The 19,794-nt window shown below is 47.6% G+C and carries 19 protein-coding genes; 8 read left to right on the top strand and 11 right to left on the bottom strand.

The genetic code is table 11. From position 1 onward, the window contains the following. Window positions 1-40: 40 nt before the first annotated feature. The 6 genes from NSQ37_RS10690 to NSQ37_RS10665 all read right to left on the bottom strand — a co-directional run bounded on the left by NSQ37_RS10690 (window position 41) and on the right by NSQ37_RS10665 (window position 8,968). Window positions 41-2,374, bottom strand: coding sequence for a YhgE/Pip domain-containing protein (locus NSQ37_RS10690; RefSeq protein ID WP_007409209.1), 2,334 nt, complete (start codon window positions 2,372-2,374; stop codon window positions 41-43). A gap of 74 nt (window positions 2,375-2,448) precedes the next feature. After that, on the bottom strand, window positions 2,449-3,021 hold the full coding sequence (locus NSQ37_RS10685; RefSeq protein WP_003155219.1) for a TetR/AcrR family transcriptional regulator: 573 nt from the start codon (window positions 3,019-3,021) through the stop codon (window positions 2,449-2,451). A gap of 148 nt (window positions 3,022-3,169) precedes the next feature. Beyond that, the gene (gene hemY / locus NSQ37_RS10680) at window positions 3,170-4,603 is read right to left on the bottom strand and encodes a protoporphyrinogen oxidase (RefSeq protein WP_012117218.1); all 1,434 of its coding nucleotides are present in this window, start codon (window positions 4,601-4,603) and stop codon (window positions 3,170-3,172) included. A gap of 27 nt (window positions 4,604-4,630) precedes the next feature. After that, complete coding sequence (hemH, locus tag NSQ37_RS10675) at window positions 4,631-5,566, bottom strand: ferrochelatase (RefSeq protein WP_003155221.1); 936 nt, start codon at window positions 5,564-5,566, stop codon at window positions 4,631-4,633. A gap of 75 nt (window positions 5,567-5,641) precedes the next feature. Continuing rightward, window positions 5,642-6,703, bottom strand: a complete 1,062-nt coding sequence (hemE, locus tag NSQ37_RS10670; protein ID WP_015239515.1) for a uroporphyrinogen decarboxylase — start codon at window positions 6,701-6,703, stop codon at window positions 5,642-5,644. Window positions 6,704-6,826: 123 nt separating this feature from the next. Next, window positions 6,827-8,968, bottom strand: coding sequence for a transglycosylase domain-containing protein (locus tag NSQ37_RS10665; protein ID WP_015239514.1), 2,142 nt, complete (start codon window positions 8,966-8,968; stop codon window positions 6,827-6,829). A gap of 122 nt (window positions 8,969-9,090) precedes the next feature. Here NSQ37_RS10665 and hmoB point away from each other — a divergent pair, with 122 nt between their 5' ends. The 3 genes from hmoB (at window position 9,091) to NSQ37_RS10650 (ending at window position 12,351) form a co-directional block, all read left to right on the top strand. Continuing rightward, window positions 9,091-9,591, top strand: a complete 501-nt coding sequence (gene hmoB / locus NSQ37_RS10660; protein WP_059367301.1) for a heme-degrading oxygenase HmoB — start codon at window positions 9,091-9,093, stop codon at window positions 9,589-9,591. 117 nt (window positions 9,592-9,708) lie between these two features. Further along, entirely contained in the window at window positions 9,709-11,094 is a 1,386-nt protein-coding gene (locus NSQ37_RS10655; protein ID WP_163113810.1) for a hypothetical protein, read from the top strand. 69 nt (window positions 11,095-11,163) lie between these two features. Then, window positions 11,164-12,351 (top strand): M20 family metallopeptidase, encoded by a 1,188-nt coding sequence (locus tag NSQ37_RS10650; protein ID WP_132106317.1) that lies wholly within the window; start codon window positions 11,164-11,166, stop codon window positions 12,349-12,351. Between the two features lie 22 nt (window positions 12,352-12,373). On the opposite strand, the gene NSQ37_RS10645 is transcribed toward NSQ37_RS10650, so the two are convergent. From NSQ37_RS10645 to NSQ37_RS10635, 3 genes are read right to left on the bottom strand one after another with little or no spacing between them, the layout of a single operon-like run. Next, window positions 12,374-13,078, bottom strand: coding sequence for an EcsC family protein (locus NSQ37_RS10645; RefSeq protein WP_103527015.1), 705 nt, complete (start codon window positions 13,076-13,078; stop codon window positions 12,374-12,376). A 42-nt stretch (window positions 13,079-13,120) separates the two neighbouring features. Further along, complete coding sequence (locus NSQ37_RS10640; protein WP_253613115.1) at window positions 13,121-14,347, bottom strand: ABC transporter permease; 1,227 nt, start codon at window positions 14,345-14,347, stop codon at window positions 13,121-13,123. Then, entirely contained in the window at window positions 14,340-15,083 is a 744-nt protein-coding gene (locus tag NSQ37_RS10635) for an ABC transporter ATP-binding protein (RefSeq protein ID WP_025284506.1), read from the bottom strand. The genes NSQ37_RS10640 and NSQ37_RS10635 overlap by 8 nt, the downstream gene beginning before the upstream one ends. 490 nt (window positions 15,084-15,573) lie before the next feature. Between NSQ37_RS10635 and NSQ37_RS10630 the strand changes: the two genes are divergently transcribed. The 3 genes from NSQ37_RS10630 (at window position 15,574) to NSQ37_RS10620 (ending at window position 17,865) form a co-directional block, all read left to right on the top strand. Further along, the gene (locus tag NSQ37_RS10630) at window positions 15,574-16,011 is read left to right on the top strand and encodes an HIT family protein (protein WP_007409220.1); all 438 of its coding nucleotides are present in this window, start codon (window positions 15,574-15,576) and stop codon (window positions 16,009-16,011) included. Between the two features lie 135 nt (window positions 16,012-16,146). Next, a complete protein-coding gene (gene serC / locus NSQ37_RS10625) occupies window positions 16,147-17,226 on the top strand; it encodes a 3-phosphoserine/phosphohydroxythreonine transaminase (protein ID WP_015239509.1) in 1,080 nt (359 codons plus the stop codon). 120 nt (window positions 17,227-17,346) lie between these two features. Next, entirely contained in the window at window positions 17,347-17,865 is a 519-nt protein-coding gene (locus NSQ37_RS10620) for a tryptophan transporter (protein ID WP_007409222.1), read from the top strand. 57 nt (window positions 17,866-17,922) lie between these two features. Here the strand turns inward: NSQ37_RS10620 and NSQ37_RS10615 are convergent, their stop codons facing one another. Continuing rightward, window positions 17,923-18,114: a hypothetical protein gene (locus NSQ37_RS10615; RefSeq protein WP_007409223.1), complete on the bottom strand. Its 192-nt coding sequence runs from the start codon at window positions 18,112-18,114 to the stop codon at window positions 17,923-17,925. A gap of 117 nt (window positions 18,115-18,231) precedes the next feature. Here NSQ37_RS10615 and NSQ37_RS10610 point away from each other — a divergent pair, with 117 nt between their 5' ends. Beyond that, a complete protein-coding gene (locus tag NSQ37_RS10610; protein ID WP_007409224.1) occupies window positions 18,232-18,588 on the top strand; it encodes a YtxH domain-containing protein in 357 nt (118 codons plus the stop codon). A gap of 180 nt (window positions 18,589-18,768) precedes the next feature. After that, window positions 18,769-19,380: an HTH-type transcriptional regulator Hpr gene (locus NSQ37_RS10605; RefSeq protein WP_003155240.1), complete on the top strand. Its 612-nt coding sequence runs from the start codon at window positions 18,769-18,771 to the stop codon at window positions 19,378-19,380. Here NSQ37_RS10605 and NSQ37_RS10600 read toward each other — a convergent pair. Next, on the bottom strand, window positions 19,377-19,718 hold the full coding sequence (locus NSQ37_RS10600; protein ID WP_003155243.1) for a YhaI family protein: 342 nt from the start codon (window positions 19,716-19,718) through the stop codon (window positions 19,377-19,379). The genes NSQ37_RS10605 and NSQ37_RS10600 overlap by 4 nt on opposite strands. Window positions 19,719-19,794 lie beyond the last annotated feature (76 nt).

Raw genomic sequence — 19,794 nt, 5'->3', positions numbered from 1 at the left:
AAAAAAGAGGCCCTGAGCATCTGCTCAGAGCCTCTTTTTCTTATGCTGTTATTTCTTCTTCCGTTTTGTGTTCTTTTTTGCTTTGCACCGTAAAATACACGATGGTCAGCGCGATCATGACAACGGCGATGCCCAACAGAATGGATGCCTGCTGCCACATGTAGCCGTAGTCGCCATTTGAAATGACGGCACGGAACCCGTTGATGCTGTAAGTCATCGGCAGTGCCCCGTGAATCACTTGATAGAATCCCGGCAGGAGTTCAAGCGGGAAGGTTCCTCCGCTTGCCCCGAGCTGGAGCACCAGAATGATGACAGCGATAAAGCGTCCCGGATTCCCCATCGTTGTCGCCAATAATTGAATCATGGACAGGAACGCGATGCTGGTAATCATCGTAAAGAGATAGAATCTCCACGTGCTTTCCACATCAAGCCCGATTCCTTTTAACAGAACCGTGGCGACAATAACGGATTGAATCAGTCCGACAAGCAGAATAACACTGAATTTGCTGAGGAACCATTCAAAACCGTTTCTCGGACGCCCTGAAGCTTCACTCAGAGGGAATACGACCGTCAGCATCAATCCGCCGACATACAAGCCCATAGAGAGAATATAAGGCGTCAGTCCGGTACCGTAGTTAGGCACGGAATGAATCGCGTTATCGTCCGTTTTTACCGGATCGGCAAACATGCTGTACGTTTTGTCATCTGTCTTAATGTCCCCGGTTTGATCAGCCGCATCTTTCAGCTGGCTGGACAATTGTCCGGTGCCGTCTAAAAGTTTGCTTAAACCGGTGCCGAGAGACGCTTGACCCTGCTCAATTTTGGACGAGCCGTCATGGATTTTGTTTTGCGCGTCCAGCAGTTTCGTTAAGCCGCCTGATACTTGGCCGCTCCCTGACACTAACGCTTCTGATCCTGATTTGAGCTGTCCGAACTTGCTGTTGTATTCGCCGATGCCGGCTGTCAGTTTGTTTTGGCTTTCAAAAACGGTCTGCGCTCCGCTGTATAATTTATCAGTTCCCGCTGTCAGCTGGTTAATCGCGTCTTGTACCGCCGCTGCGCCGTTATACAGTTTCGATGTGGACTGAGGCAGTGCTTTCAGCTGATCAGCCTTCGCTTTTACATCTTTGAGCGCGCTTTTTATGACTGACATATCCGGAAGCTGAATATCTCCGCCGGACGGAAGCTGGCTGACGATATTGTCTAAATCCGGAAGGTCGGCCTTCGGAAGCTTCTCATTCAGAAGCTGAACAAGTTTCGCTTTTTGCTCATCCGTTAAGAAATCACTGTCCTTAATCACCTTTTTGACCGCATCATCCCGGGCATCCAGGCTGTTTTTCAGATCAGAAAGCTTCTTCTTAAACTGCTGCAGATCCTTTTCAGTCTGTTCGAGCTGCCCAACCGCGTTTTCAATGTCTGACAGGTTGACTGAATTGATCGCATCTTCAAATGCCGCCGCTTTTTGCGACACTTCCTGCGCCTTGCTGTTTAACGCACTTAATCCATTCGTTAAATCCGGAAGCTTTTGCTGGAGCTGCTTTTGTGCGTCAAGGCTTGTTTTCAGCCCGCTGGCCACTTGGCCTCCTCCTGAAGCAATCTGTCCTGATTTATCTTGAATTTCGGCGCTTGCGCTCTGAAGTTTTGCGATAGAGCTGTCAAGCGTTTGAATTCCGCTTGTCACTTTCGCCGCGCCGTCTGCAAGCTGCTGTGTTTTATCGCCGATGGTGGCGGTGCTTTCAGTAAGCTTCGCTAAATTTTCCTTCAGCTTGGCGCTGCCGTCTTTCGCGTTTTTCGTGCCGTCGTCTATTTTCTTGGCTCCGCTGCTGGCTTTGCCGAGCCCTTTGGCAATATCTTTAAAGTTATCAAAAATGACTTTTGCGTATTGCTCTGTCACTTCTTTCGACACGGAGGCTTTCAGTTTGTCGATCGCCTTTTCCCCGATTGTCGCGCCGACATAGTTTGATCCGGCATTCGTATGATATTTCAGATCCAGCTTCTTCGGATTTTTATCCATTACCGTGCTGGCGTTTTTAGAAAAATCTTCAGGAATCTCGACCAATAAATAATATTTAGCATTTAATAAGTCCTTTAACGATTGATCAAGATCGCTTGAAAAATGCCAATCAAAATTATCATTTTTCTTTAACTCTTTCACAAGATCGTCACCGATCTGAAGATGTTTCCCTTCGTAGTCCGCCCCTTTATCCTGGTTGACAACGACAACCGGCAGCTGATCCACCGTGCCGTACGGGTCCCAGTACGCCTTCAAAAACACTCCGCTGTAGATCAGCGGAACGAATAATATGGCAATGATGGGGATTAACAGTTTCTTGTTCGTTACAATGTCTTTCCACTGGCTTTTTATTGTATTCAACCCTGTTGCCTCCTTCCGCAAACTGACTCATTTGACAAAACGGTCACTGCACCTAAAAAGTGAAGGATCATCTATTATTTAGATAATCCTTGACCAACATACATTTCCAGCAATTCGGCGATCGTCTCTTTTTCAAGAGGCGGATGGTTTTTTTCCCAGTCAAATATCAGCGCGATGTAGAGCTTGAGCATCACAAAAGCGGTCAGTTCCGGATCACACGGTTTAATGCTTCCGTTTTCAATGGCTGTTTCTATCTTTTCTTTAATGTATGACAGAATGGCCCGCTCCATTTTCGCAATGACATCCTGAACGGCTATTGTACCAATCTCGGCGTTCTCCTGAAAAATTTTAATAGTCAGCTGGTGTGTTTTTCTGAATTCCAAAATCGCGACAAGCGCCCGGTGGACATTTTCGTGAAATGAAAGCTCCGGTTTCATCGCTTCGTCTGCGTGTTCCTTCATTTCTCTTAAAATAGTGGTGAAAATATCATCAAACAGTTCTTCTTTGTTTTTGAAAAACGTGTAGATGGTTCCCTTCCCCACATTTGCAAGCTTTGCCACCAGATCCATTGTCGTTGCTTTGTAGCCGAATTGTGTAAAAGACTTCGTTGCCGCTTCCAGAATGAGCTTTTTCCGATCGACGGACATGTTTCCCACCTCGTTAAATTGACCGTTTGAACGTTTTAGTCATTTTGTACATAAGATAACTTATCACAGTCGCAAAGAAGATTCAAATGTTTTCTCTCTTTATTGGTGTTCCCTTTACAGAACGGGAACATGCAAAAAAACCTCCGTTTTACGATAACGGAGGCTGGTACGTTTCAAATAAATAAGCCAGTGAATCGTATACGGCGGCTTTTCCCTGGTCGATACAGTCGGGGATGCCCACCCCTTCGAAAGACGCGCCCGTCGCGTATACGCCCGGATAGGAAGCTTTCAGCGCATCTCTGAACTCTTTGATGCGCTCCTTATGGCCGACATGGTATTGCGGCATGCTTTCGTTCCAGCGGGTCACACAGGTCATTTCCGGTTCACCATTTATTTTCATTACTTTTTTCAAATCTTCCATTACGATTTTAATGATCTCGTTATCTGAAAGATCTACGATGGATTCATCTCCGGCCTTTCCGACGTACGCCCTGAGAAGCGTTTTGCCCTCCGGCGCCGCGTGCGGCCATTTTTTATTCGTCCATGTGCAGGCCGTGATGGAGAAGTCGCTGTTTCTTGAGATAACGAATCCCGTACCTTCATGCTCCATCTTGACGGCTCCCTCAGGAAAACCTAAAGCGACGTTGGCAACGGACGTAGAATGCATGTCTTTAAGACATGAAACCGCCGGCAGATCAGAAAGCATTTTCGCCGCGGCTTTATGCGGGGCTGTTACTATGCATCCTTCCGCATAGAGCACTTTGCCGTTATCAAGCGTCACAGAATATCCTTTCTCCTCGCGGCCGATATGGGTGACTTTCGTTCCTTTCATCACCTTTGTCAGCGTAAGCTGCTTTTCCAGCTCCTCCACCAACGTTTGAAGCCCTGTCGTCAGCGTTAAAAACTGGCCCTGCTTTTTGGCTGTCAGCTGCTGTCCCGAAGGCTGCGGACGCGATTTTTTCATGCCGAGAATCAGGCTTCTGTGCTTCTGCTCAGTCTGATAGAATTGCGGAAACGTGGACATGAGGCTCAGCTTATCAATATCTCCGGCATAAATCCCTGATAATAGCGGTTCTATTAAATTCTCAACGACTTCGTCACCGACGCGTCTGCGGAAAAATTCACCCAGAGACTGATCTTCCTTCGGTTTGCTCGCAGGCAGGACAAAGTCAAGCGCCGCCCGCGCCTTTCCGGGAACAGAAAATAAACCGGTGGAGATGAACGGAGCGATTTTGGTCGGAATGCCCATAACCGCGCCCTTCGGCATCGGATGGAGCGTCTCGTTGACGAGCACGTAAGACTGGCCGGTCGCATTGTTGACGAGCAGATGCTCAAGCCCCAAATCCTTGACGAGCTGCGGCGCGCTTTTTTTCCTTTCCAAAAAAGAATCCGGCCCCCGCTCAATGATGTAGCCGTCTTTATGCTGCGTCTGAATTTTGCCGCCCGCTCTCGGGCCCGCTTCAATCAGGGTGACCTCAAGCGGCAGCTGTTTTTCCTTGATTTCTTTTTCCATGTAGAAGGCGGCGGCTAATCCCGTTATGCCGCCGCCGATGATGACCAGATGTTTTTTATCGCCACTCATTTTTATCGCCTTCTTTACCGTTTAATTCTACTTGTCCAGCTCTTTCAGCACGACCGCTGCAAGCGCGTCGATAAATTCAGGCTGTGCGTTCGGCATAGCCGGACGATAGTAGCTTGCGCCGACTTCTTCGGTCACAGCTTTGCATTCATAATCATTATCGTAAAGCACCTCTAAATGATCGGCAACGAAGCCTGCGGGCACGTATACAAATGCTTTATAAGGATGCTTTTGGTACAGCTCGCGCGTGAGATCCTGCACATCCGGCCCGAGCCACGGATCAGGGGTGTTCCCTTCGCTTTGCCAGCCGACTGCGTAATCGGTAATTCCGGCGCCTTCGGCAATCAGTTTTGCGGATTCCTCCAGCTGGTCAGGATACGGATCGCCGTATTCTTTAATTTTTTCAGGAAGGCTGTGCGCTGAGACGATCAGCATCGCGTCATCCCGTTCTTCTTTCGGCATTGATTCATATGTTTTCTTCACCTGGCCGACCCAATAATCAACGAATTTCGGTTCATCATACCAGCTTTCAACAGACTTGATGGTCAAGCCGCCGAGCTTCTCCGCTTCTTCTTTCGCGCGTTTGTTGTATGACTGGACGCTGAATGTTGAAAAATGAGGGGCGAGCACAAGGCTGACAGCTTCTGTAATGCCGTCTTTATGCATGTCCGCCACCGCGTCTTCAATAAACGGTTCAATATGTTTTAATCCGATGTACACTTTGAATGTTACGTCATCCTGGATTTCATTTAAACGCTGTGCGAGCTTCTCCGCCTGCTCCTGCGTAATTTTTGCAAGCGGCGAAATGCCTCCGATCGCTTCATATCTGTCTTTTAAATCTTGAAGCATATGAGGCTCCGGCTTTCTTCCGCGTCTGATATGCGTATAATAACGTTCTATGTCCTCTTCTTTGTAAGGCGTTCCGTAAGCCATGACAAGAAGTCCCATTTTCTTTTTGCTGCTCATTTTGTTACACACCTCTTTTGATGGTCTGTCCACCTTGATTTTGACAGGAAAATCTACTTATAACCAACGATCTGCTCAGGAAGATTGTTCCGTTTTTTTGGCCGCGGAGTATTCATGTACAAACGCCGTCAGCTTTTTCAGCGTTTCCGGATTGACATCTGGGAATACACCGTGCCCTAAATTGAAAATAAACCCGTCCGTTTTCATGCCTTGATCAAGTATTGCTTTCGCTTTTTTCTCGATGACTTCCCAAGGCGCAAGAAGAAGCGACGGATCAAGATTGCCCTGAACCGTTTTTGTAATGCCTTGTTTTCTGGCGTCATCTATGCCGAGTCTCCAGTCAAGACCGACGACATCAAGAGGAAGGTCATGCCAATCCCCGGCCAGGTGGCTTGCGCCTACGCCGAACATGATCAGCGGAACTTGTTCTGCTGAAAGCTCCCGGAAAATTCTGTCCATCACCGGTTTTATAAACTGCCGGTAATCTTCGCGGTTCAGCGCGCCGACCCATGAATCAAAAATCTGAATGGCTTTTGCGCCGGCGTTAATCTGCGCTTTCGCATAAACGATAATCATGTCCGCGAGCTTGTCCATCAGCATTTGCCACGCTTGCGGCATACTGTGCATAAACGCTTTTGTTTTGTTGTAATTTTTAGAAGGCCCGCCTTCAATCATATAACTGGCCAGCGTAAAAGGCGCTCCCGAAAAACCGATGAGCGGAACATTCAGCTGTTCGTTTACGAGTAATCGGATCGTTTCCAGCACGTAAGGAACATCCTGTTCGGGATTCAGTTCGCCGAGCTTTTCAATATCCGCAGCAGAGCGCACCGGCTGATCGATCACCGGGCCGATTCCGTTTTTTATTTCAACATCCACTCCGATATAAGGAAGCGGCGTCATAATGTCTTTATATAAAATGGCAGCGTCCACTCCGTACTGCTCGACCGGGAGCCTCGTCACATACGCGCACAGCTCGGGCTGATGCGTAATTTCGACTAAGCCGTACTTTTCCTTCAGCTTGCGGTATTCCGGCTGAGACCTCCCCGCCTGTCTCATGTACCAGACAGGGACGTGATTTGTTTTTTCTCCCCGTGCCGCTTTTAAAAACGTATCATTAAACGCTTCTCGTTTACTCATCTGAATTTCCACCTTTCCTCCTGCAACCATACGTTCGTGTTCTTCGCCCATTACACTATACCTTGTTTTTTCAAAAGCGTATAGAATTGAGGCTTAATGTTCAAAAAATCGCCGAATTCATGATTAAGAAGAAAAAAGCTTCGGCTGAACGTATTCCGTTCCCTCTCCTTCTTGATCCGTCTGTGAATTATATGGAACGACTTTGTATGAAGCCCCTGAAAACAGATTGGCGTACGGTATGTCAAAGCTGCCTTTTCCTTTCACCGAATCCAGAAGTTTGTCTTTTCCGTCTTTCTTCTCATATATTCGGTAAACAACCCGATCATCCTTTTGAATATCCCATTTTAATTGAACCGTAATCAGTCCCATCGCCTTAAATGTATAACGGGCCGACAGGGACTTTACCGCCTCCAGCTCAATCGGGCTGCCAAGTTCCTTCACATTTTCAGGCTTTTTGAATGTCCGGTCGTTTTCACCCGCTTTTGTAACGATATCTTTAAAGAGTCTGACCGGGTATTGGCTTCCGCCTTTCAGGTAATGGGTTTTATCCGTTTTGTCATAGCCCATCCAGACGGCTCCCGTCAGTCCGGGAGTGTATCCCGCAAACCAGGCGTCCTTTGTCGCGCCGGGGACGCCGGGAAATGTGGTCGTGCCGGTTTTCCCCGCCAGGTCACCTTGATAGCTGCCTTGTGAAGCGGTTCCTTCTTTTACGACCTGCTGAAGCATTCTCGTCATATTCCATGCCGTCTGTCCGCTGAAAACGCGCGTTTTGCCGTTTTTAGGCCCGGATAACGTTTCTCCGTCTTCGTCCGTGATGTTCTCTATAAAAATTGGCTTCGTATACATTCCGTTTGCCGCAAAGGTATGATAAGCTCCGGCAAGCTGAAGCGGGGTGACGCCTTCTGACAGACCGCCAAGCGCAATCGCGAGTCCGTTGTCAGAAATGTTCATGCCGTTTTTCTCAAGATACGATTTTCCCGTATCTACGCCGATCTGCTTCAATGTCCAGACAGCGGGCGCATTTATGCTGTAAGTGATCGCATCCTGCATCGTCACTTCCCCCTTGTACTGTCCGTCATAATTTTTCGGTTCATACCCGTCGTAGGACGTCAGTTTGTCTTGGAGAAGCGAATACGGTTTGAACTTGTCTTCCTGCATGGCGGGCCCGTATACGGCAATCGGCTTAAACGTTGAGCCCGGCTGCCGCTTCGCCGTAACCCTGTTGTATCCTTTTGTCACGTAGTCGCGTCCGCCGACCGCCGCGCGCACGCCTCCGGTTTTATTATCAATAAAGACGGCGCTTCCCTCTGCCGCCTGATCCGTCCCCGGAAAATAGCCGCTTTCCTTCATGAGGGTGTATGCCGTTTTCTGCAGCTTGGAATCAAGTGACGTCCGGATCGTATAACCGCCTTGAAGCAGCTGTTCACCTGACATCGAATAACGGTCTTCCGCCTCCTTGATGACAAGATCAATATAACTGTCAAACCAAGGCGTTTCTGATGTTTTCTTGACATGAAGCCCCAATGTCCGGCCCTGGGCTCTGACGGCTTCCTTGGCGCTGATATAGCCTTGGTCGTTCATCATTGCAAGAATCGTATCGCGGCGTTCTTTATTTTTATCCGGATGCTGAATCGGCGAATAAAGAGATGGCGCCTTCGGAATCGCTGCCAGAACGGCTCCTTCCGCAACGGTTAAATCTTTTACTTCTTTATTAAAGTAGTAGTGGGACGCGGCTTGAATGCCGTAAACGCCATGGCCGAAATAAAGCTGGTTCAGGTACATTTCAAGCAGCTTGTCCTTGCTGTAATCACGCTCAAGATTGATGGCGATAATGACTTCCTTCGTCTTGCGCAAAAATGTTTTATCATGAGTCAGAAAAATGTTTTTCGCCAGCTGCTGGGTGATCGTGCTGCCGCCCTCCACCTTGCCGCCTGCTAAAACATCCCGGAACACCGCCCGGCCGACAGACTTCACATCAATGCCGTGATGTTCGTAAAACCGTTTATCTTCAACGGCGATAAAGGCATCTCTCACATCTTCCGGAACCTGCTGAATGGATACCGGCTCGCGATTTTCCGTATAGAGGCTCGCGATTTCATCACCGTTTTGATCGACGATTTTTGAAGATGCGTGCAGTATTAATTTCTTTTCATCGATGACATAATGGCCGAGAAATATAATGATAATGTATCCGATTAACGCGAGAAAAGCGGTTGCCGCCGCAATTACAGCCGGAATAAAGAATCTTTTTTTCTTTTTCAGCATAAGTCACCTCGCCTTTCTTAACTTGTAGTATGGGAAATATTGTTTCGAATTATGTCAGAATGAGTCGCCAATAGAAACTTATACCACTCTTTTGATATACTAGCAAGCAGGAGGTGGCTGATATGAAGGTTTATATTACATACGGGACAGCCGATTTTTTAAAGACGATTGCAAAGAAACACCCGAGTGAGAATATGGTGCTGATGCAAGGGGGGGATAATGCGGTTTTAATTCATGAAACAAATGGAGAAACCGTTTTTCAGGCGCCCCATTCCTATGAAAGCATCGACAGCGTCGGGGAAATCAAAAATCCGGGCTACGCCGTCCTCAACAACATCGCCGTTACCCAGGAAGGCCGTCCGCTGTTTGAAAACCGGTTTAAAAACCGCGCCGGCAAAGTGGAAAATGAACCCGGTTTTGAAGCCATCCGCGTATTAAGACCGCTCGAAGGCGATACGTATGTCATTTTGACCCTGTGGGAAGAGGAAAAAGCCTTTCAGGGCTGGCAGCAGTCAAACTCTTATCAGGAAGCTCATAAAAAACGCGGAACATCTGCAGGCATCGACACGACGTCTATTTTCTCCCGCCCGTCTTATGTAACCGCTTATTACGCAATAGACTGAAAACCGCCGGAGATTCTCCGGCTTTTTTGATGTCCCGATTTTACGCATCCTTCTTTGCACCTTCCGCCCGCCTATGAATAATCTGTAGCAATCCTATTTATAAACGGAGTGGTTCAATTGGGGATCGGCGTCTACTCGGTACATCTGCTTTATGTTGCTTTTATCGCGGCCATTATCGTTTTTATGCTCCTCAGGAAAGATACAACCTTTATTTCACTCGCCGGCATTTTTGTGATTGCGCTATGGACGACGCATTCATTCTCCGCTTCGGTCAGCAGTCTGTTTCACAGCTTCACGTATGCAGCCGGAGAATTGCTGCCGACGATTTTTATCATTTGTTTTATCGTGGCGATGAGCGGCCTTTTGACCGAAACCGGTATTAATGAAGCGATGATTTCTCCGTTTGCAAAGCTGATGAAAGGGCCGGCTGTCGCGTATTGGGTTATCGGCTGTCTGATGTTTGCCATCTCTCTTTTTTTCTGGCCGTCCCCAGGGGTGGCGCTGATCGGCGCTGTGCTGCTTCCCGCAGCGATCCGGGCGGGCCTTTCTCCGATCGCTGCGGCTATGGCGATGAACCTGTTCGGCCACGGATTCGCTTTATCGGGGGATTACGTCATTCAGGCGGCCCCGAAATTAACGGCCGATGCCGCGGGCATTCCCGTGAGCGATGTCATGCAGGCAAGTATTCCGCTCGTTTTGATCATGGGGTTAACGACGACAATCACCGCTTTCTTCCTCATCATGCGGGATCGAAAAAAAACGAAGGCCCCCCTCTCCTTGGACAGCTCCGGTTCTTTGGACACAAGTATGTATCTGCCGAAAAAACTCAGGGTGGTCCTGGCGGTTTTCATTCCGCTTGTTTTTCTCGCCGATATTATCTGTATGATCGTATACCGTTTGCAAGGAAACGATGCGACGGCACTCGTCGGAGGAACCGCGATCGGCATTCTCCTGATCATTCATTTCATTGTATATAAAGAGCGGCATTTAGAAAAGATCACCGAGTATTTTATCGGCGGTTTTCAATTCGGCTTTAAAGTATTCGGCCCCGTCATTCCGATCGCGGCCTTCTTTTATCTCGGTGACGCGGGGTTTAAAAGTATTTTGAACACCCCGCTGCCGAAAGGATCTGCGGGGATCGTCAATGACCTCGGATTGGCCCTGTCCCATTCTTTTCCGATGTCCGGAGAATTCGCCGGCATCGCCCTGACCGCAGTCGGTGCCATTACCGGGCTCGACGGGTCAGGGTTTTCCGGTATATCTCTTGCAGGCTCGATGGCAAAGCTGTTTTCCGCCGCGCTTCATACGGACCCGGCCGTTTTAACGGCGCTGGGCCAGATTTCAGCGATCTGGGTCGGGGGCGGAACATTGGTCCCTTGGGCACTGATCCCCGCTGCGGCTATTTGTAAAGTTGATCCGTTTGAGCTTGCCAGAAAAAACTTTATCCCGGTTGCGGCCGGGCTAGTCGTCACAACGATCGCCGCCATCATCATTCTCCCGTAGCAAAAGGATTGAAATCTTCTGACATTTTCTATACAATCATGGGAAAAGCAGACGAGGGGGACATCGCTTTTGACGTTAACGACACTTCAAAAAAGCTTAAACGCTCAGCTTGACGGGCTGTATGAGGAAATGGTTGAAATCAGGCGTCACCTTCACATGAATCCCGAGCCATCCTTTAAGGAGAAAAAAACACCGGCGTTCATCGCCTCATTTTATGAAAAGCTCGGCGTTCCCATCCGGACGAATGTCGGGGGCAACGGTGTCACAGCCTATATTGAAGGGAGTGAACCGGGACCGGCCGTGGCACTCAGAGCTGATTTTGACGCTTTGCCGATACAGGATGAAAAAGATGTGCCCTATGCTTCACAAATTCCCGGCGTCATGCACGCCTGCGGGCATGACGGCCATACGGCGGCTCTGCTTGCGGTCGGAAAAGTGCTGTACCGCAACCGGGAAAAACTGAAAGGGTCATTTGTGATGATCCATCAGCACGCCGAAGAATTATCTCCCGGCGGAGCAAAAGCAATGATTGAGGATGGCTGCCTCGAGCATGTCGATGCCATTTTCGGCACTCACCTTTGGGCGACTGAACCCGTCGGGACGGTCTTATGCCGCCCGGGCGCAGTGATGGCCGCCGCTGACGGCTTTACGATTAAAGTCATCGGGAAAGGCGGCCACGGCGCGATTCCTCACGATACGAAGGACGCCGTTTTAATCGGCTCACAAATCGTCACGGCTCTTCAGCATATCGTCAGCCGGCGGGTAAATCCGGTGCAGCCGGCCGTCATCTCAGCCGGCTCGTTCACCGCTGAAAATCCGTTTAATGCGATTGCCGATCAGGCAGTCATATCAGGCACCGTCCGCTCGTTTGACGAAAGTGTGCGCAGCCTGCTCGAAGCAGAAATAGAAGCCGTCGTAAAAGGAATCTGTTCCATGCACTCCGCTTCCTATGAATATCGTTTCAAGCGCGGTTATCCCGCCGTCGTTAATCATCCCGAGGAAGCGGCGCACGCGGCGGCAGCCGCAGCGGAAACAGAGGGCGTCACGAAGGTCATTGAAGGAGAGCCGCAGATGGCCGGAGAGGATTTTTCCTATTATCTGCAGCATACAAAAGGCGCATTTTTCTTTACGGGCGCCGCTTTAGAAAATGCGGAAACCATTTATCCTCATCATCATCCGAAATTTGATTTTAATGAAAAAGCGATGCTGACGGCCGCCAAGGTGCTTATCGGCGCCGCGGTAAGCTACCCCCGATAGGGCATAAAAAACAGCCGGTACATTACGTACCGGCTGCTGTGATTCTTAAATGAAAAACGTGCCTTGCCGTCTCACCGAGCTGTGACAGCAGTTTATAATTGGCCGCTCCGCCCACGGCGGCTCCGACGACCGGCAAAAGCTGAAACAATTTCACTACGTCCAGATAATCGCGGTATTCCTGCTGAAAAACTCTCCAATCGACATCATGCTTTTTCGAATCCCATTGTTCAATCATTGAGTATATGCGTTTCCGCTGTTCACCGCTTGAGAAAGCCAGCTGAAAAATAAACAGCAAAAACAATCGCTCATCCCTGTCTTTCACATCATAGCCGTAAATGGAGGCAAGATCGAACAGACATTTCATTTTAATGGATAACAGCAAAGGAAAATCAGCCATCCCTAAAAAAATTCCGCCGGCCCCCGTACCGATACCTTCGGCTGCCGCGACCTTTTGGTACGATACGATGGTTTGTCTGGCGAGGGCATCTTTTTCAGCAAGCGTCATACCGTTTGTATCCCGCTTGCTTTTCACCAGATTTGAACCCGCCATTGTTGCTTCGGTCATTTTTTTAATGCTTTCTGTGATGACGGCATGAATTTTATCGGGAATCCGCTCATTTATTTTCGCCTGCATTCCTTTAGAAAAACGTTCAAGCATAGAATCTTTGCGCAAAAAACGCGCTTTCCATTGCAGTGCTTCCTGTATCAGCTGCTGATCGTCGGTCATCTGTGTCTCCTTCTTTCATTGAGGTTTCAAAAACCCGATTGATTACAGCTTGCCGTACTTTTTCAATCTTCCGCCCATATACGAAGGCATGATCACAAAAATCAGAACGGCTGAAGCAACAGCCGCATACAGCGCCCCGCTGACTCCCGCGGCATAGGCTGACGCTGCACAGAACAGCAGCGCCTGCACGGTTAATGCCGATTTCATCAGCGAAAAGAAACTTTGCAGCTTCGCTTTCTGATTGACCGGGTAAAGCTCCTGCAGAGAAAGATGATGAAAATGCCCGAACAGCGGCAGAAGCTGTATCCCCGTAATAAAAACGGTAAAAACGGTTAACGCCGCCGTTATCCACGGATTGGCGGAAACGAGCATAATAATCAGGATAAAAATAATCGTGAGCCTGACCTGAATGCCGAGATAATCATTTGAACGCAGAAAGGCCCGCGCATACATATAGGAGAACGTTTTCCGCTGTTCAAACGGAATCATTCTGAGCAAAAAGTCGAGATACGCCCGGCGTTTTGCCTGTTTTTTCAGGTGAGGCACATCGGTAAACAGATTGGCGATTCTGTAAAAACGCTGTTTCCTTCTTAATTCATATTCAATATGAGCTTCCCATTTTAATGATTTATGTTTTGCGGCCGATGTGAAATACACATAAAGGCCGGCCATCACAACATAGACGGCGGCAGCGTACACATAAAACGACTGTAAGACGAAGTATAAAAGCAGCATATTGCAGATAAAGCGTATGACCGCATCCATCATTTTCATGCTTCTGTCATTCATAAACGTCATCCGCCACTCCATGGCCTGATTCCACGCTTTTACCGCCAGCATCTGAATAAATACGGCGGCATACGACGAAAGCGACGCCCCCGGACTTACAGCGAAAAACAGAGGCATGCATACAAGCGACAGAGCAATAAGCGGAAACAGCTGTGACAGATAGCTGTACTTAAATGAATGCTTAAAGTATGTCCCCATTTTCGGTTCAAGCGGCAGCAGAAACACGAGGTCCGCTTCCTTTAGCAGCGTCCGGACGTATGAACCGGTCAGCACAAATGAAAAGAGCACCGCCATCACCCAAAATGACGGAAAATGAACGGGAATGTCTTTGACCCACTTGCTGTACCAGCTCGCCGCGCCGGCAATAAAAAAGATCAGCACAATGACGAGATGATCATTGAGCATATATTTCATATACATTCTGGTTTCCTTTATATGCTCTTCAAGCCGGGACTGCCAAATCGTAGACATATTATTCATGGCCGGCGTCTTCCTTCGTCAGTTCAATATACAAGTCATCAAGAGCTGCGTCTTCCATGCCGAACTGCTCTCTCAGTTCTTCCAGTGTGCCGCTTGCCCGCACTTCGCCGTTATGTAAAATAATGAAAGCGTCACAGTAGCGCTCTGCCGTAGCCAGGATATGCGTTGACATCAGCACGCTTGATCCGGCTTTTTTCGCGGCGTCCATCCGCTCCAGCAATGCATTGATCGCAAGCGGGTCAAGGCCGAGAAACGGCTCGTCAATGATATAAAGCGAAGGCTCCGCGAGAAACGCGCACATGATCATGACTTTCTGCTTCATCCCTTTGGAAAAGTGAGCGGGAAACCATTTCAGCCTTTTTTCCATTCTGAATTCTTTCAGAAGCGGAGGAAGCCTTTTTTCAAGCGTTTCTTTGGAAAGGCCGTACGCCATGGCCGTCAGCTCCAGATGCTCTTTGAGCGTCAGTTCTTCATACAGCACCGGCGTTTCGGGGATGTACGTAAATTGCGAGCGGTAGCTTTCCTTATCCTCCGAAAACGTCTTGCCGTTCAGCTCGATCGAGCCTTTATGCGGATCCATTAATCCGATAATATGCCGGATCGTCGTGCTTTTGCCCGCGCCGTTTAATCCGATGAGTCCGACAATCTGGTTCGGCTCAAGGGTGAATGAAACATTTTTTAAGACCGGGTTTCTCGTATAACCGCCGGTTAAGTCTTTTACCGATAGCAGAGACATAATTTCTCCCCTTCTGATTCGTTTTTCTTCATAGTACCAAAAATAAAGTCTGATTTGAAACGATTCCCTTTTTTTCTCACGTGAAAAGTGTGCATAGTTATCGTTTTGGGGGACATCATAATGTATGTAGAAGGAAACAGCTTTAATCAACTGAAAATGAGGTGTTTATAAAAGACGTCTTAGAACAGTTGGATGAAAATCAACATGTCCTGTGCTTACAATTTCTTCACACACTGCTTTGATGATGTTCTTCATTCATGATGAAATAATCAAATGAGGTGTTTGTCCCAGGAATGATTAAGCAGACCCATAAGTCTTCATTTTAAAAACAAATGAGGTGCTTACAAAAGGCATATTCAATTTTCTATGATAAAGCTCGTACTTCTGCATCAGGGTGAACGCGCAGCCGTTCATCCTGTTTTTTGTTTTGGCCGTTTTTGTGGTACGATGAGAATATACATATATTTCTTTTCAGGGAGGAAACCCATCTATGCACAAAGCGGACGATTGTATTTTCTGCAAAATCATTGCCGGTGACATTCCGTCTTCAAAAGTATACGAAAATGAACACGTCGTGGCGTTTCTTGATATCAGCCAGGTCACAAAAGGCCATACGCTCGTGATTCCGAAAACACATATCGAAAACGTGTACGAGTTTACGCCTGAGCTTTCTAAAGAATATTTTGAAGCGGTGCCGAAAATCGCACGCGCCATCCGCGATGAATTCGAGCCGATCGGGCTGAATATTCTCAATAACAACGGTGAAAAAGCGGGCCAATCGGTGTTCCATTTTCACATGCATATCATTCCGCGTTACGGAAAAGGCGACGGTTTCGGGGCTGTCTGGAAGACCCACGCCGAAGACTATACGCCTGACGATCTTCAGGAGATCGCTTCAACCGTCAGAAAACGGCTTGCCTCATCTTAAAGATGAGGTTTTTTTGCGTCCGAAAACACAAAAAACATAAATTATATTTTTTTATATCAAAAAAATCAAAAAATTGTGATAGGATAATTGTATTATTTCTTACACTAAAGCGGAAAACAGGGAGAGATCGTAAACATGGAACGTACAACGAATTTCAATGCAGGACCCGCAGCCCTTCCACTGGATGTGCTGCAAAAAGCACAAAAAGAATTTGTCAACTTCAATGATACCGGCATGTCCGTCATGGAGCTGTCCCACCGAAGCACGGAATATGATGCGGTGCACCAAAAAGCAAAAAGCCTTCTGAAAGAACTGATGGATATTCCCGACGATTACGATATTTTATTTCTTCAAGGCGGCGCAAGCCTTCAATTCTCCATGCTGCCGATGAACTTTTTAACACCGGAAAAAACGGCGCACTTCATCGTAACGGGCGCATGGTCTGAAAAAGCACTCGCCGAGGCGAAACTGTTCGGAAACACATCCGTCACGGCAACAAGCGCAGATTCAAACCACAACCACATACCGGAAGCGGACCTCTCAGGAATCAAAGACGGCGCCTACCTGCATATTACGTCAAACAACACGATTTTCGGAACGCAGTGGAAAGAGTTCCCGAATTCAACAATCCCGCTCGTAGCCGACATGTCAAGCGACATCCTGAGCAGAAAAATTGATGTCAAAACGTTTGATGTCATCTATGGCGGAGCCCAGAAAAACCTCGGGCCGTCCGGCGTCACGGTCGTCATCATGAAAAAATCATGGCTTGAAAACGAAAACGCCAACGTCCCTAAAATGTTGAAATACTCCACTCACACAAAAGCCGATTCACTGTATAATACGCCGCCTACATTTGCGATTTATATGCTGAGCCTCGTCCTTGAATGGCTGGCTGAAAACGGCGGTGTCGAAGCGGCTGAACGGCGCAATCAGGAAAAGGCCGATGTCCTGTACGGCACAATCGACGCAAGCGGCGGGTTTTACGCGGGGCATGCCGCAAAAGACAGCCGTTCTCACATGAACGTCACGTTCACCCTCCGCGACAGCAGTCTCACGAAAAAATTCGTTGAAGAAGCGAAAGCGGCTAAAATGACCGGACTCGGAGGCCACCGCTCAGTCGGAGGCTGCAGGGCGTCTATCTACAACGCCGTCAGCCTGGCTGATTGTGAAAAACTGGCTCAGTTTATGAGAAAGTTCCAGCAGGAAAACGAATAAATTTCTTCTAACATAACGGTTCCTTTGATATACTGTTTGCATATCAATTTTTCCGGCCATCGCAATAAATGACGAGCATATTATTGGATGGCGAAAAAGCTTAGCAGAGGAGAGCTTAGTATGAAAACAAAAGAATTAGTCATTATGGCCCTGTTTGCGGCAATCGGAGCGGTGCTTCATTCCATTATGCCGCCGGTATTATTCGGAATGAAACCCGATATGATGCTTGTGATGATGTTTATGGGTATTCTGTTATTCCCCCGTGTGCAGAACGTGCTGATGATTGGGATTGTAACGGGAATCATTTCCGCACTCACGACATCTTTTCCGGGCGGACAGCTTCCGAATATCATTGAAAAACCGGTAACGGCGTTTCTGTTTCTCGCGCTGGCGCTTTTGGTGAAAAAGAGCGTGAAAACAGCGCCCGCCGCCGTCATTACGATAGCCGGCACCTTCATCTCCGGTTTGCTCTTTTTGGCGCTGGCCCTTCTGATTGTCGGCCTGCCGGGCGGATTCACCGCATTGGTGCTCGCGGTCGTCCTTCCGGCGGCTGCGCTGAATACGATCGCCATTATCATTATGCATCCGATTGTGCAGACGATCTTAAAACGGTCCAATATGATTGAAACGGTGAAATAACCGCATACCGAAACCTCTTCCGGCCGGAAGAGGTTTTTTAATGTGTTTCAGCATGTTTTATACGAGAAGTTTTGTGAAAAAGATAAGGAACAATGCGAGGGCGGTTCCTGCTGAGCAGACGATGGCCTTTTGGCGGACGACCCGCTTCGGCGGATAAGAAGCGGCCTGGCCGAGCAGTTTCAGGTAATAAACGGCGCCCGCCGCAAAGACAAGAGCCATACAAGATAAAACAATCATAAAGACAGACAACCTTCTCCCTCCTTTTCCCTTAAAAAATATGCTAAAATAAAGCAAGCTATGTATAGAAGTTTATTCTTCTGAACAAAAATGATAAAAGTTATGAGAAAAAAAACGGGGTGATTTCAAATGGCTGACGGACGTTCCCTTTTAACAGGCCTTTTCGTAGGCGGATTGATCGGAGGCGCAGCGGTGTTACTCTCGGCTCCTTCATCCGGAAAAGAGCTGCGGGGCAAAATCAAAGCGAATTGCAATTCAATTGAGGACACAATCAAACGGTTAAAAAAAGACGGAATGGCGCTTAAGGACCAGCTTGTCCAAACGGCGAAAGAAAGCGCTGAAGTCATTAAAGACGTAGGCGGAGAGCTTCAGACCAGCATTAAAAGGTGGCAGGAGGAAATCAAACCGCACCAGCAGGATCTCCAAAAGGAAATCGCTGATATTGAAGAGAAAATCAGACAGCTGGAGAAAACCTTACAAAACTAATATCCTATACAACCAAAAAAAAGTGCGGACATATTGCGTTCCGCACTTTTTTTTGCGGTTTAAAGCCTTTCCCAGCAACGGATCAAGAATTTATTATAAAATTCTTAAATTTTCATCTTTATTAATCTTTATTTTATTGGCATAATAGAGGAAAAGAAAATGTGAAGCAGGTGATCTGTATTGAATCGTGTTGAACCGCCTTACGATCTAAAAGAAGCTTTAATCTATACCCAAAAAATGGCGCAGCTGTCCAAAGCGCTGTGGAAATCTATCGAGAAAGACTGGCAGAATTGGCTGAAGCCGTACGACCTTAATATTAATGAGCATCATATATTATGGATTGCCTATCAGCTTAAAGGAGCTTCTATTTCAGAAATCGCCAAATTCGGCGTTATGCACGTATCAACTGCATTTAACTTTTCAAAAAAGCTTGAAGAACGGGGATATCTGAAATTTTCCAAGCGGCTGAATGATAAACGGAACACGTACATTCAGTTAACAGAAGAAGGGGAAAATGTATTCGAAAGCCTGCTTGAGGAGTTTGATCCGTCGAGAAACGCTGTGTTTAAAGGCTCACAGCCGATCTACCACTTATTCGGGAAGTTTCCTGAGGTTGAAGAATTAACCTGTGTCATCCGCCACATTTACGGCGAAGATTTTATGGAGATATTCGAGAAATCATTGACAAACATAAACAATGATTTTGATAGTGAAGACGGAAGGCTGAAGAAAAAAACGGACGAATCGGCTGTCCATGAAACGGCTGAAGAGCTGGAACCGATCAACAGTTAATCAAAGTGCTTCATAATCTCAATAAATTCTTCCATCAGCGCTGTATAAAGCCCCTGCTCATAAAGAGCAAAAATCGTTTCATGAACATCTAATTTTTCGTTCAGCTGTCCCGCAAAAAGCGCAAGGAGCTTGTCAAACGTCACAAAGCCTTGCGCTTTTTGCGACTCCAGCTCGTCCTCCAATTCGCGGCAGATCCGCCCGACCTCTTCTCCTTCTTCTTCGGTCAGCCCTTTTTCAATCATCATCGCATAAAAAGGGTACTTATCCATATCCACCGTTTTCACCAGCAATTGTATGTAATATTCTAAACGCCCGATACGCTGATCCATTGAATCCATCCGTTTCACTTCTTTCTATCTTTAATCTTATTTTAGCTGATAATGAATGGAGAAGAAAGGTTAAACCGTACATTTC

This window comes from Bacillus sp. FSL P4-0334 (genome assembly GCF_038004825.1).
Classification (GTDB): domain Bacteria; phylum Bacillota; class Bacilli; order Bacillales; family Bacillaceae; genus Bacillus; species Bacillus velezensis.
This window is presented reverse-complemented; position numbering and strand designations above follow the sequence as displayed.